The sequence below is a fragment of the Curtobacterium sp. LFS084 genome, assembly GCF_047977705.1.
Taxonomy (GTDB): domain Bacteria; phylum Actinomycetota; class Actinomycetes; order Actinomycetales; family Microbacteriaceae; genus Curtobacterium.
In genome coordinates, this window is record NZ_JBFPFM010000002.1 from 63,981 (window position 1) to 77,330 (window position 13,350).

General features: G+C 72.6%; 12 protein-coding genes. 9 read left to right on the forward strand and 3 right to left on the reverse strand.

The features are described 5' to 3' along the window. The first annotated feature begins 455 nt into the window (after positions 1 to 455). The 9 genes from ACNQOV_RS01765 to ACNQOV_RS01805 all read left to right on the forward strand — a co-directional run bounded on the left by ACNQOV_RS01765 (position 456) and on the right by ACNQOV_RS01805 (position 11,181). Positions 456 to 1,016, forward strand: coding sequence for an MOSC domain-containing protein (locus ACNQOV_RS01765; protein WP_416393094.1), 561 nt, complete (start codon positions 456 to 458; stop codon positions 1,014 to 1,016). 78 nt (positions 1,017 to 1,094) lie between these two features. Further along, the gene (locus ACNQOV_RS01770; protein ID WP_416393095.1) at positions 1,095 to 1,970 is read left to right on the forward strand and encodes a sulfurtransferase; all 876 of its coding nucleotides are present in this window, start codon (positions 1,095 to 1,097) and stop codon (positions 1,968 to 1,970) included. A gap of 97 nt (positions 1,971 to 2,067) precedes the next feature. Next, entirely contained in the window at positions 2,068 to 3,138 is a 1,071-nt protein-coding gene (locus ACNQOV_RS01775; RefSeq protein ID WP_416393096.1) for an NAD-dependent epimerase/dehydratase family protein, read from the forward strand. A 3-nt stretch (positions 3,139 to 3,141) separates the two neighbouring features. Next, positions 3,142 to 3,714: an AAA family ATPase gene (locus tag ACNQOV_RS01780; protein ID WP_416393098.1), complete on the forward strand. Its 573-nt coding sequence runs from the start codon at positions 3,142 to 3,144 to the stop codon at positions 3,712 to 3,714. Positions 3,715 to 3,752: 38 nt separating this feature from the next. Continuing rightward, complete coding sequence (locus ACNQOV_RS01785; RefSeq protein ID WP_416393099.1) at positions 3,753 to 5,597, forward strand: thioredoxin domain-containing protein; 1,845 nt, start codon at positions 3,753 to 3,755, stop codon at positions 5,595 to 5,597. Between the two features lie 19 nt (positions 5,598 to 5,616). Continuing rightward, the gene (hrpA, locus tag ACNQOV_RS01790) at positions 5,617 to 9,471 is read left to right on the forward strand and encodes an ATP-dependent RNA helicase HrpA (protein ID WP_416393100.1); all 3,855 of its coding nucleotides are present in this window, start codon (positions 5,617 to 5,619) and stop codon (positions 9,469 to 9,471) included. A 19-nt stretch (positions 9,472 to 9,490) separates the two neighbouring features. Beyond that, positions 9,491 to 9,859, forward strand: coding sequence for a VOC family protein (locus ACNQOV_RS01795; RefSeq protein WP_416393101.1), 369 nt, complete (start codon positions 9,491 to 9,493; stop codon positions 9,857 to 9,859). Between the two features lie 6 nt (positions 9,860 to 9,865). Beyond that, positions 9,866 to 10,528, forward strand: coding sequence for an HAD family hydrolase (locus ACNQOV_RS01800; protein WP_416393103.1), 663 nt, complete (start codon positions 9,866 to 9,868; stop codon positions 10,526 to 10,528). Beyond that, on the forward strand, positions 10,525 to 11,181 hold the full coding sequence (locus ACNQOV_RS01805) for a CatA-like O-acetyltransferase (protein WP_402267673.1): 657 nt from the start codon (positions 10,525 to 10,527) through the stop codon (positions 11,179 to 11,181). The genes ACNQOV_RS01800 and ACNQOV_RS01805 overlap by 4 nt, the downstream gene beginning before the upstream one ends. A 60-nt stretch (positions 11,182 to 11,241) precedes the next feature. Here ACNQOV_RS01805 and ACNQOV_RS01810 read toward each other — a convergent pair whose 3' ends face one another. From ACNQOV_RS01810 to ACNQOV_RS01820, 3 genes are read right to left on the reverse strand one after another with little or no spacing between them, the layout of a single operon-like run. Further along, positions 11,242 to 11,913: a DUF2461 domain-containing protein gene (locus tag ACNQOV_RS01810; RefSeq protein ID WP_416393104.1), complete on the reverse strand. Its 672-nt coding sequence runs from the start codon at positions 11,911 to 11,913 to the stop codon at positions 11,242 to 11,244. A 22-nt stretch (positions 11,914 to 11,935) separates the two neighbouring features. Next, entirely contained in the window at positions 11,936 to 12,607 is a 672-nt protein-coding gene (locus tag ACNQOV_RS01815) for a DUF4166 domain-containing protein (RefSeq protein ID WP_416393106.1), read from the reverse strand. Continuing rightward, positions 12,604 to 13,233, reverse strand: coding sequence for an SRPBCC family protein (locus ACNQOV_RS01820; protein ID WP_022906053.1), 630 nt, complete (start codon positions 13,231 to 13,233; stop codon positions 12,604 to 12,606). Before ACNQOV_RS01820 ends, ACNQOV_RS01815 begins: the two co-directional genes overlap by 4 nt. Between the last annotated feature and the right edge of the window lie 117 nt (positions 13,234 to 13,350).

Consider the following 13,350-nt stretch of genomic DNA (forward strand, 5'->3'; position numbering starts at 1 on the left):
GCTGCTGACGCCGAACGACATCGTCGACGTCGTACGACAGCGACGTCGTCGCTCCTTGCACACGCGGGCAATCGTCGACCGGTGCAAGCGACATCGTCGACGTCGTACGACAGCGGCCTCGTCGCTCCTTGCACACGCGGGCAATCGTCGACCGGTGCAAGCGACATCATCGACGTCGTACGACAGCGGCCTCGTCGCTCCTTGCACACGCGGGCAATCGTCGACCGGTGCGAACGACATCGTCGACGTCGTACGACATCGGGCTCGTCGTTCGAGGTCCACACCCGGGCGGCCGCCGCACACCCGGGCGGCCACCGCGCACCCGGGCGGCCACCGCGCACCCGCCCCGGGTCGCACGCGATGTTCGACGACCCGCGCGTGGATCGACTCGCGGAACGTCGCACTCCCCGCGGGAACCACTCGCGCCAGGGCACGATCCGCGCCAGGATCGAGGGGTGACCGACCACGAGCAGGACCACCCCGTCGTCGTCTCGGTGAGCCGCGACACCGACCACCACTTCAGCAAGCCGGTCGTCGACGAGGTCGTGCTCGTCGCCGGCTGGGGCATCGAGGGCGACGCACACGCCGGCACCACCGTGCAGCACCGGTCGCGGGTCGCCCGGGACCCCTCGCAGCCGAACCTCCGCCAGGTGCACCTGCTGCACACGGAACTGTTCGACGAGGTCGCCGACGCCGGGTACGCGGTCGCACCGGGCCAGATGGGCGAGAACGTCACCACCCGTGGGATCGACCTGCTGCGCCTGCCCACGGACACGCTCCTGCACCTCGGCGACGACGCGTGCGTGCGTGTGACGGGCCTCCGGAACCCGTGCCAGCAGATCAACGACTTCGAGCCCGGCCTCCTGCGTGCCGTCCTCGGTCGCGCCGACGACGGCTCCGTCGAGCGGAAGGGCGGCGTGATGGCCGTCGTGGTCACGGGCGGCGTCGTCCGACCGGGCGACCGCATCCGCGTCGAGGTCCCCGCGGGCCCGCCGGAGCCGCTCCAGCCCGTCTGACGACCCGCGACACGACCTCGTTGCGTCGTGTGTCCGTTTCCCTCGCACACGTCAGGGGTCCCAGTTATCGTGTGCGCCATGGCCCCCGTCCTGACCTCGCCGCTCGTGTCGACGCAGTGGCTCGCAGACCACCTCGGTGCTGACGAGCTCATCGTGCTCGACGCCTCGGTGCACACGGCCGGGACCGGACTCCAGACGACGTGGCAGACCGCACGGGACGCGTACGAGCAACGCGGGCACGTGCCCGGTGCGCGGTACGCCGACCTCGTCGAGGCGTTCTCCACGCCCGACGCCGCCGTGCCGTTCACCCGCCCGGACGCCGAGCGGTTCGAGTCCGCCGCCAGCGAGCTCGGCGTGACGAACGGCTCGACGGTCGTGGTCTACGACGACAGCGTCGGCGAGTGGTCGGCACGCCTGTGGTGGATCTTCCGCTCGTTCGGCTTCGACTCGGTCGCGGTGCTCGACGGCGGCTTCACGAAGTGGCGGGACGAAGGACGCCCGGTCCGCGTCGGCGCGCTCCGGACGGCTCCCGCCCCGACCTCGCGGAAGGCCGGGGAACCCGCAGCGTTCCTCGCCGGCGAGGAACGCGCGCTCTGGGCCGACCACGACCGGGTCCTCCGCGCCGTCAGCGGCGACGAGCCCGCCACGCTCGTCCTCGCGGCGCCGGACGCCGCGCTCGGCACCGAGCACCCGCCGATCGTCCCCGGCAGCACGACGGTGCCCGTGGACGCCATCGTCGACCCGACGACGAACTCGTTCCTGCGGCGTCCCGCGCTCGAGCAGGCCTTCGCATCGGTGCTCGACGCCGACGAGATCGTCACCTACTGCGGGGTCGGCAGCGCCGCGTGCGCCGATGCCCTCGCGCTCACGGTGCTCGGCCACGACAAGGTCCGGGTGTACGACGGGTCCCTGCTCGACTGGTGGCGCCGCGAACCCGAGGCGCTGGCCTCCTGACCCGGCGCCCGCGCCGCAGCCCCGCTGCCGCACGATCCGCGCGGCGCCCGCGCCGCAGCCCGGCTGCCACGCGGCCCGCCCGGACTACCGTTGACGCATGAGCACCAGACGCGCGGTCGTCCTCGGCGGTACCGGCGGGATCGGTTCGGCCGTCGCGCGTGAGCTCCTCGACGTCTCGGGGCGCGGCGGCGACGACTGGCAAGTGGACGTCGTCGCCCGCCGCGGTGGCCCGATGGCCGACACCCTCACGGCAGCGGGAGCGACGTTCGTCCCCGGTGACCGCCGGGACTCGACGGTGCTCCGCGACCTCCTCCGTCCGGGAGCCGACCTGCTGGTCGACACCGTCGGGCTGACCCGCGACGACGCCCGGCAGCTCGCACCCTTCCTCGACGACGTCGGCTCGACGGTCTTCGTCTCGTCGAAGGCCGTGTACGTCGACGAGCAGGGACGCCACGCGAACTCGGTCGACCGGCCGGTGTTCGGGGGTGCGGTGACCGAGCTGACGCCGACGGTCGCGGCGGGTGACGGCGACCCCACCGCGCGCGACGGCTACGGCGCGGCGAAGGTCGCCGCCGAGCAGGTCCTGCTCGACCACGGCGCGCCCGTCACCGTGCTCCGCCCGTCGAAGGTTTACGGCGTCGGCATCGGACGACCCCGCGAGTGGTTCGTCGTCCGCCGCGCCCTCGACGGCCGGGAACGCATCCTGCTCGCCGACCACGGCCGCGGTGTCGACCACACCACCGCAGCGAGCGGCATCGCGTCGCTGGTGCGTCTCGTGGCGGACGCCCCCGACCGGCGCATCCTCAACGTGGCCGACGACACTGCCCCGAGCGTGCTCGAGATCGTCCGCACGATCGCGGGACACCTCGACCACGCCTTCGACGAGGTCCTGCTCGACGAAGGCGCCCCCGCGTTCGTCGGCACGACCCCGTGGTCGTCCCCGACGCCGTTCGTCCTCGACACGACGGCGGCACGGTCGCTCGGGTGGGAGCCGCCCGCGTTCGCGACGGCCGTCCGACCCGAGCTCGACTGGCTCGTCGAGACGGCCCACGCCGTCCCGGCGGACGGCGACGTCCCGTGGGCGGCCGACCCGTTCTGGGACCGGCTGTTCGACTACGGCCCCGAGGACGCCGCGCTCGCGTTGCTGTCCCTGAGCCACCGCGGCTGACCCGTGCCCCGCTCCGAGGTCCTGTTCATCGGCGGACGCTCCGGGGTCGGCAAGACCACCGCGGCCGAGGCCCTGCACGACCTGCTCGTCGCCGCCGACGTCCGGCACGCCGTGATCGAGGGCGACTTCCTCGACCTCGCCCACCCGGCGCCGCACGTCGAGCACCCCGAGGCCCGGCTCGCCGAACGGAACCTCGCCGCGATGTGGGCCGCCTACCGCGAGCTGGGTCACCACCGGCTGGTCTACACGAACACCGTGTCGGTGCTGGAACAGGACGCGTTGGCGCGGGCGATGGGCGACGACCCCGTCGTGACCGCGGTCCTGCTGCGCGCCGACGACGCGACCACGGCCGACCGCCTGCGCCGTCGGTCCGGTGGACACCTGCCCGAGGCGCAGCTGGCGCACAGCACGCGGACGGCCGGGAGGCTCGACGCGGCGGTCCGGGGCGACGTCACGTGGGTGGACACGGACTCCATGGCATCCGGTGACGTGGCCGTGCGGCTCGCGGCCCGCACCGGGTGGATCGACCTGCGGTCACCTGTGGACGGACCAGATCCGTCCACAGATCGCGCCTGACGGCGCGGCACCCAGGCCGAGGGAGGCAGGCTGGACGCATGACCGACAACCGCCTCGGCACCGCGATCAGCCCCTACCTCCTGCAGCACGCCGACAACCCGGTCGACTGGCGCGAGTGGGGTCCCGAAGCGTTCGCCGAAGCCCGCGAGCGAGACGTCCCCGTCCTCGTGTCCGTCGGCTACGCGACGTGCCACTGGTGCCACGTGATGGCCCGCGAGAGCTTCTCCGACCCGGGGATCGGCGAGCTGCTCCGGCAGGACTTCGTCGCGGTGAAGGTCGACCGCGAAGAACGCCCCGACGTGGACGCCAGCCTGATGGCGTCGGCGAGCGCGTTCACCGACCAGCTCGGATGGCCGCTGACGACCTTCCTCACGCCCGAGGGGCACGTGTTCTTCGCGGGCACGTACTTCCCGCCGTCGCCGGTGGGGCAGGTACCGGCGTTCCGGCAGATCCTCGCCGCGGTGCTCGACGCGTGGACGGACCGCCGGCACGAGGTGGACGCGAACGCGAGCGCGATCGCCGCCGCGATCCGGCAGGGCGCCGAGGCGGACCGCACCGCCCCGCGTGGTGCGGTCGGTGGCGGGGGTGCGCCGCGCCTCCCGGCCGTCGACGAGATCCGGGCCGTCGTCGACCAACTGGCACGTGCTGAAGACACCACCTACGGCGGTTTCGGGGGTGCGCCGAAGTTCCCGAGCGCACCGTTGCTCGAGTTCCTGTCGGACGTCGCCGCCGACGGCGGTGAGCAGGCATCCGCGCTGCTCGACCGCTCCCTGCACGCGATCCGCACGACCGAGCTGACCGACGCGGACGGCGGGGTCTTCCGGTACGCGACCAGGCGCGACTGGTCGGTGCCGCACTACGAGCGGATGCTCTACGACAACGCCGGACTGCTCGCGGTCGCCGGGGCAGAACAGGCCCGGGGCATCGCCGACTTCCTGCGGGACACCCTCCGCCGGCCGGACGGCGCGTTCGTCGCGGCGCAGGACAGCGAGTCGACGATCGACGGCCGACGGGTCGAGGGCGCGTGGTACCGGCTGCCGCTCGACGAGCGCGGACGACTCGATCCCCCGCCGCTCGACGACCAGGTGCTCACGGGGTGGAACGGCCTCGCGATCCGCGGACTCGCGATCGCCGGGGCCCGCCACGGGGACGACGAGATGATCGCGCTCGCCCGGGGAGCAGCGGACGCGATCGTGGCCGGGCACCTCACGGACGGGCACGTGGCGGTGCGGTCGAGCACCCCGCGTGGCACCTCGACGGCGGCGCCGACCATCGAGGACGTGGGGCTCCTCGCCGAGGGGTTCCTCGAACTCGCCCTCGTCACCGGCTCGGTGCACTACGCCGAGGTCGCCCGGTCCCTGGTCGCCGACGGCGTCGCCGGTCGGTTCGACGCCGACCCGGTGCTCGCCGCTGCCGGCACCGCCACGGGCGAGCAGCCGCAGACCGCCGTGCGCTCCGGCACGGTCGCGCTCGCCGCGGCCGCCGCGACGCTGGCCGCGCTCACCGGTGACCAGTCCTTGCGGGCAGCGGCAGCCTCGCTCGTGGCCGACCGGGCCGTCACCGGGACGGGACGACCGCTCGGGCACGCAGACGCCCTCGGGGTCGCGCTCGCCCTGGGGCGTCCCTCGCGCGAGGTCGTCGTGGTGACGTCGGACCCGGACGACCCGATGCGATCGGCCGCGCTCGCGGCCAGGCGACCGGGAACGACGATCGCCCTCATGAACCCGACGCAGGCCCGGGCCTGGGCTGCCGCGGGCTTCGAGCTGCTCGCGGGCCGCGCCGACGACGACGGCGCGGCGTACGTCTGCCACGACCGGGTGTGTGCGCTCCCGGCGCGCTCGGCGGACGCGCTGTCCGCGCAGCTCAGCGACGCGAGCCGCTGACGGGTATCCTGGAATGCTCATGTCGACCACGCTGCCCGTCATCACGTACCCGCCCGAACTGCCGGTGTCGCAGCGGCGGGACGACATCGCTGCCGCCATCCGCGACAACCAGGTCGTGATCGTCGCGGGCGCCACGGGGTCGGGCAAGACCACGCAGCTGCCGAAGATCTGCCTCGAGCTCGGACGGACGCACATCGGGCACACGCAGCCCCGACGGATCGCGGCCCGCACCATCGCCGAGCGTGTGTCGGAAGAACTCGGCGGCGAACTCGGCGGACTCGTCGGGTACCAGGTCCGCTTCACCGACAAGGTGTCCTCCGACACCCGGGTGAAGCTGATGACCGACGGCATCCTGCTCAACGAGATCCACTTCGACCGCGACCTCAAGCGGTACGACACGATCATCATCGACGAGGCGCACGAGCGGTCCCTCACGATCGACTTCCTGCTCGGCTACCTCAAGCGACTCCTCCCCCGCCGCCCCGACCTCAAGCTCATCATCACGAGCGCGACGATCGACCCGGAGTCGTTCTCGAAGCACTTCGGCGGTGCGCCGATCATCGAGGTCTCCGGCCGCACGTACCCGGTCGAGATCCGGTACCGCCCGCTCGTCGCGGAGAACTCCGACGACGCCGACGACGGAGGGGACGAGGACGACCCGCGGACGGACGACCACGGCAGCAGCGCCGACGACCGTGACACCATGCAGGGGATCACGGACGCGCTCGACGAACTCGCTCGGGAAGACCCGGGCGACGTCCTGGTGTTCCTGTCCGGCGAGAACGAGATCCGCGACGCCCAGGACGCCATCGAGGGCAAGCACTACCCCGGCACCGAGGTCCTGCCCCTCTACGGCCGTCTGTCCGCCGCCGACCAGCACCGCGTCTTCGAGCGCCGCAGCACCCCGGGGATCCGCCGTCGGGTCGTCCTCGCCACGAACGTCGCCGAGACCTCCCTGACGGTCCCGGGCATCAAGTACGTCGTCGACACCGGCACCGCCCGCATCTCCCGGTACTCGCCACGCGCCAAGGTACAGCGGCTCCCGATCGAGGCGATCTCGCAGGCGAGCGCGAACCAGCGCTCCGGTCGTGCTGGCCGGACGAGTGCCGGCATCGCGATCCGGCTCTACTCCGAGGACGACTTCGGCCGTCGTCCGGAGTACACCGACCCAGAGATCCTGCGGACGAACCTCGCCGCGGTGATCCTGCAGATGATCTCCCTCGGCTTCGGCGACATCGAGGCGTTCCCGTTCCTGCAGCCGCCGGACTCCCGGGGCGTCAAGGACGGCCTCGACCTGCTCCGCGAGCTGCGCGCCGTCGACGGCTCCGGCTCGATCACGAAGACCGGGCGGCAGCTCACCCGGCTCCCGATCGACCCGCGGCTCGGACGCATGGTGCTCGAAGCCGGTCGACAGGGCGTCGGGCGCGAGGTCATCGCCGTCGTCAGCGCCCTGAGCATCCAGGACCCGCGCGAGCGTCCCCTCGAGAAGCGTGCGCAGGCCGATCAGCTGCACGCCCGGTTCGCCGACCCGACGAGCGACTTCCTGACCCTGCTGAACCTCTGGAACCACATCGAGGACAAGCAGGACGAGCTCTCGTCGAGCGCCTTCCGCCGCCTGTGCAAGGCCGAGTTCCTGAACTACCTCCGCATCCGCGAGTGGCAGGACCTGTACCGGCAGCTCTCGCGGGCGGCGAAGCAGGTCGACGTCCGCATCGGGCAGGCCCGGTCCGACGACGGCGACGCTGTGCACCGGTCGCTGCTCGCCGGGCTCCTCAGCCAGATCGGTCTGCGCGACCGCGAGAAGCGCGACTACCTCGGATCGCGGAACACCCGGTTCGTGGTGTTCCCGGGCAGCGTGCTGGCGAAGAAGCAGCCGGACGCGGTGATGGTCGCCGAACTCGTCGAGACGAGCCGGCTCTTCGCCCGCACGGTCGGCCGGATCGACCCGGCCTGGGTCGAGCCCCTCGCCGGCGACCTCCTGAAGCGGACGTACGGCGAGCCCCACTGGGAGAAGAAGCAGGGCGCTGCCGTCGCGTACGAGCGCGTCACCCTGTTCGGCGTGCCGATCGTGCAGCGACGTCGGGTGCAGTACAAGCGCGTCGACCCCGAGCACTCGCGTGAGCTCTTCATCCGGCACGCCCTCGTCGAGGGCGAGTGGGACGCGCAGCAGGCGTTCGACCGCGACAACCGGAAGCTCCGCCGCGAACTGGAGCAGCTCGAGGAGCGCACCCGTCGCCGCGACATCCTCTTCGACGACGAGCGGGTCTTCGAGTTCTACGACGCCCGTGTCCCGGCCGACGTCGCCACCACGCGGGACTTCGAGGGCTGGTGGCGGCAGACGCGGCGCGACCAGCCGGACCTGCTCACCATGCGCCGGTCCGACCTCCTCGACGAGGACGCTGCGGAAGCCGCTCAGGACCAGCAGGAGTACCCGACCCAGTGGCGCAGCGGTGACCAGCGCCTCGCCATCAAGTACCGCTTCGAGCCCGGCGCCGAGGACGACGGTGTGAGTGTGCAGGTGCCGCTCGCCCTGCTCCCCCGGATGCGTGAGGAGGGCTTCGACTGGCAGGTCCGCGGCCTCCGCAAGGAGCTCGTCACCGCGCTCATCAAGTCCCTGCCGAAGCAGATCCGGAAGAACGTCGTGCCCGCTGCCGACTGGGCGGAGAAGATCGTCGCCGAGCTGCCGGACGACGCCCCGACCGAGCCGACCGAGTCGTTCCGCGCGACCCTCGCCACGGCGGTCCAGCGCATGACCTACGTCCCGGTGTCGGAGTCGGACTTCGACCTCTCGCGGGTCCCGGCACACCTCCTGCCGACGTGGGCGGTCGTCGACGAGCGCGGCCGTCGGGTCGAGGCCGGCAAGGACCTCTCGGCCCTCCAGACGAAGCTCAAGGACCGGACGCAGCAGAGCGTCGCCTCGGCGACGACGCGCGCCGCAGGGCGTCCAGGAGGCGCGGCTCGCGTCGCGTCCGCTGCCTCCGGTGGCGCCGTGGAGGGGTCGGGGCTCACCGCCTGGCCGTCCGACGACCTGCCGCAGGTGCTCGACACGAAGCAGGCGGGTGGCGTGATCCGCGCCTACCCGTCCCTCGTGGAGGAGGGCGACGGCCCGAAGGCGACGGTCGGCGTCCAGCTGCTCGCGACGCCGTCCGACCGGGCCGTGCGGATGCCCGCGGGTGTCCGGCGGCTCGTCATGCACGCCGTGCCCTCGCCGGTCTCCTACATCCAGTCCCACCTGACCGCGCAGGAGAAGCTCGCGCTCGCCGCCAGCCCGTACCCCTCCACCGCGGCGCTCTTCGACGACGTCCTCGCGGCGGTCGTCGACGCCGGGATCCGCAGGGCGCACCCCGACGGGCTGGTGTTCACCAAGGCCGACTTCGAGGCCGTGCGGGACACTGTGTCCGCGACGGTCGTCGACACCATGTTCACGGCCGTGTCCGAGGTCGCTGCCGTCCTCGCCGCGCACCGGGCCGCGGAACGATCGCTCAAGCAGGCCAACTCGATGTCGCTGCTGCCGGCGCTCACGGACATGCGTCAGCAGATGGAGCGACTCGTGTTCCCCGGGTTCGTCGCGGTCGCGGGGCTCGATCGGCTGCGGCGCATCCGGGTGTACCTGCAGGGTGTCGACGCTCGAGTGCAGAAGCTGCTGCAGAACCCCGGGCGCGACGCCACCTGGATGCGCGAGGTCACCGTCGCGACCGACCGCTACCTCGACGCCGGGGGCACGTTCCCACCGGCCGCCGGGGCGCACCCGGAGCTCGTGCACGCCCGCTGGATGCTCGAGGAGTTCCGGCTCAGTCTCTTCGCGCAGGAGCTCGGCACGGCCGAGACGGTCTCGCTGCAGCGCATCACGAAGGCCCTGGCCGCCGCGCGCTGATCCCGCTAGCGTGTCGGCCATGATCGGCACGCTCGACGTCATCGTCCTCGACTGCTCGGACCCCCGTGCGCTCGCCCGCTTCTACGCCGAACTGCTCGGCGGCGAGATCGTGGGCTTCGACGAGGGATGGGCCGAGGTGGCACTGCCCTTCACGGACCACCGACCGATCCTCGCGTTCCAGCGGGTGGCGGAGTACCGCGCGCCCGAGTGGCCCGGGCAGGACGTCCCCCAGCAGAGCCACCTCGACGTGAAGGTGGACGACCTGGACGCCGGCGAGACCGCGGTCCTGGCGATCGGCGCGACGGCGACCGGATCGGGCACCGACACGTTCCGCGTGTACCTCGATCCCGCCGGCCACCCGTTCTGCCTGATCCGCCCGAACGACTGAGGTCTCGTGACGGACATCCGCGCGGTCCTCTTCGACCTGGACGGCGTCATCCGGCACTTCCACCCGGAGCACGTCGAGGCGATCGAACACGCACACGACCTCGCCTCCGGGACGATCGAGGCGGTGGCGTTCGCTGCACCCCTGATCGACGAGGTGACGACCGGCCGGATCACCCGGGCCGAGTGGGTCCGGGTCGTCGGCGAGCGCATCGGCGACCCGGCGGCGGCCGAGGCCCGGGGTCGGCAGCCGTTCACCCCGGACGCCGAGGTCCTCGATCTCGTCGACGAGCTGCGTGCGGCGGGTTGCACGACGGCGGTCCTGACGAACGGCACCGACGGCGTCCCCGCCGAGGTGGCGACGTTCGGCCTGCACGACCGGGTCGACGCCGTGTTCAGCTCGCACGAGATCGGCTTCACGAAGCCCGACGTCCGGGCGTTCCAGCACGTGCTCGACGCACTCGACCTCGACGGCCCAGAGGTGTTCTTCACCGACGACTCGGAGCGGAAGCTCGGCGGTGCGATCGAGCTCGGCATGCCGGTGCACCGCTTCACCGGGGTCGACGGACTCCGGGCGGCCCTGCGCTCGAGCGGCATCGACGCCGTCGACGTGCGGATCGACGGGGACCGCACGGCACTCGACCAGGCACTCGCGACGAAGCTGGTGCCGTGACCGAACTCCGACCCGTCGACCTCGACCGCTGGCCCCGCCGCGAACACTTCGCGCACTACCGCGACCGCGTGCCCTGCACGTGGGAGATGACCGTCGAGCTCGACGTGACGGACTTCGCCGAGACCGTCCGCGCGACCGACCGTCGGACGTACGCGTCGCAGATCTGGGCCATCGCGTCGGTCGTGAACCGGCACGCCGAGTTCCGCATGCAGCTGCAGGACGACGGTTCGCCAGCGGTCTGGGACGTCGTGCACCCCATGTTCACGGTGTTCCACGCCGACACCGAGACGTTCTCGGTCCTGACGGTCCCGTACGACGAGGACCCGGCCCGCTTCCACGAGGCGGCGGTCGCGACGATGGAGCGCTACCGGGACGACCACCGGATGTTCCCGCAGGAGGACCGCCCGCAGAACGTGTTCGACATCTCGACGCTGCCGGGGGCGTCCTTCACCGGGTTCGCCCTGCACGTGCGGGACGGATGGGACCACCTGCTGCCGATCTTCACGATCGGGCGGTACCGGTTCGTCGAGGGGCGCACCATCATGCCGCTCGCGATGCAGGTCAACCACGCGGTGACGGACGGCTTCCACGCGTCGCGGTTCGTGACCGAGCTGCAGACGGTGTTCGCCGAGGCCGGCTGGCTGCGCCGCTGACCGACGGGTCCGGGCCGCGCCCCGGGCCAGGCGCCCACTCGGGTCGGGTGCCCGCCCGGGTCAGGCGCGCTCGTCGATCGACCGTGCGCCGGGCACGGGCGGCGCCGGGTCGTCCGATGCCTCCGGGTCGTCCGCGCGGGCCCACTTCACGGTCCACCGCACGAGGGGCTGCACGCGCTCCCAGGCGTCCACGACGTCGGCCAGCGGGCTCGTGAGCGGCAGGTGCAGCAGCGCGGCGTAGTGCTGCATGCGCAGGAGTCCGATCCGGGGGTGGTCCGCCGGGTACCCGCGCGGCGCGGTCTTCAGCGGCGGACCGGCGAGCTCGAAGCCGGCGTCGGTGAGCTCGTCGAGCACGCGCTGCAGGGCGGCGGCCGCCTGCGGGTGCTCGTCGATCGCGGTGCGGGCCGCGGTCAGCTGCGCGCGGGACGGCGTGTAGAGCCCGCCGCCGGCCTGGATCCCGTCGACCCCGGCGCTCAGGTAGACGCCACCCGCGGTGAGCCCGGTGTCCTCGCGGTAGGGGCGTTTGTCGGGCGTGAAGCGCAGGTCGCGGTGCTGGCGGAGGACACGGCCGGATCCGTACCGCCGCTCGGCCTCGGCGAGCAGCGCCTCCATCGGCTCCTGCACGTGCCGCTGCCAGTCGTCGCGGTGGTCCTCGAACCACGCGGTGTCGTTGTGCGCTGCGAGGCCCCGGAAGAAGGTCGCGAGCGCCGGTCGGAAGGGCGTGTCGGTCACGGGTTCCTCCGGGTCTGGTCGGTCAGGTCCGCAGCTCGGTCCGCCGCGGTTTGAGTCGCTCGGGCGCGTCGGTCGCCGGCGTCCACTCGCAGGTGAACGTCCCGCGGTACCCGAACAGGAACCCGAAGACCCGATTGTGCACCTCCAGGTCGACGTGGAACGCCTGGTCGTCCTCCGACCACCACTCGTTGAGGGTCGCCCGACCGCTGAACAGCATCGGGAAGCGGAACGCGATCGGGCCCTCGTAGAAGCGCTGGGCGTCCGAGGTGAGCACGAGTCCGCCGCGGTCGTCGACGGCGAGGTCGAGGTCCACCGCGAGGTGCTGGTGCGACCCGAGGTAGTCGAGCACCCGGCCGTCCGCGAGGACCATCGTGGCGTCGAACCGCGCCGTCCGCCCGGGCTTGGTCGTGTAGGTCCGGACGAAGGTCACCGTCTCGCGGCCGTACCGGTCGCGGTACGGGTAGTTCTCGATCGTGAAGGGCACGTCGGTCCCGACGTCCGGCACGAGGATGTTCCGCAGCCGACCGATCTGCAGGAACGGCATGGTCCACCACGGTCCCCGACGGATCGACGTCATCACCCCGCGGCCGGTGCACGCCTCGGCCGCGTCGAGCCCCACGCCGAACCGGCGACGCATCATCGGGTGCAGCCGCTGGAAGTCGGCGCCGAGCGCCTCCTCGAACACCGAACTCATCGATCCCCTCCCGGGTCGGGCAGCGCCGCCAGCGTGGCGGGCGCGTCGTGCAGCTGGTCGCCTCGACGAGAGCCGCCCGCGGGTGCGCGGCGGGTCCGGGAGGCGCGGGGCCGGTCCCGTCGCCACGGCTGCAGCACCGAGGTGAGCGGCCAGGCCTCCGGCTCGGCACCGCCCTCGACCCAGATCCGGAGGCGGTCGAAGCTCCACGCCGTCGCCCAGCCCAGGAGGGGCCGGACCACCACGTCGAGGATCCCCCAGCCGGGGTCGTAGTCGTAGCCGGTGACGAACCGGGTGCGCCCGTCATCGGTCGGCACGTACCGCCAGTAGCCCCGACCGGCACGGATCGGTGAGAGCCGGTCGTCGGTGGCGAACCGCAGCGCCGAGGTCCTCGTGCCGTCCGCCCGTCGCCGCTCGCCGATGCTCACCCCGGTCCCGTGCACGTCGTGCAGCGGGGAGCGCCGGACGTACGTGAAGCGGGCCGCGCCGTCCGCGTCCGCCGGCTCGGGGACGATCTCGGAGAACCGGACGTCCCACCGCACGTGCTGCACGGGGTCCTGCGTCGCCGCCCACACCCGGTCGACGTCGGCGTCGATGATGGTCTCGACGTAGATGCCACGCTTCCCCACAGGCCGAGCGTAGGGCACCGCTCGCCCCGGGCGCGGGTCCGCCGCGTGAACCGTGACCGTTCCGGTTCACGATCCCCGGGTTCCGCGAACCGGAACGGTCACGGCCCGAGGAGGACA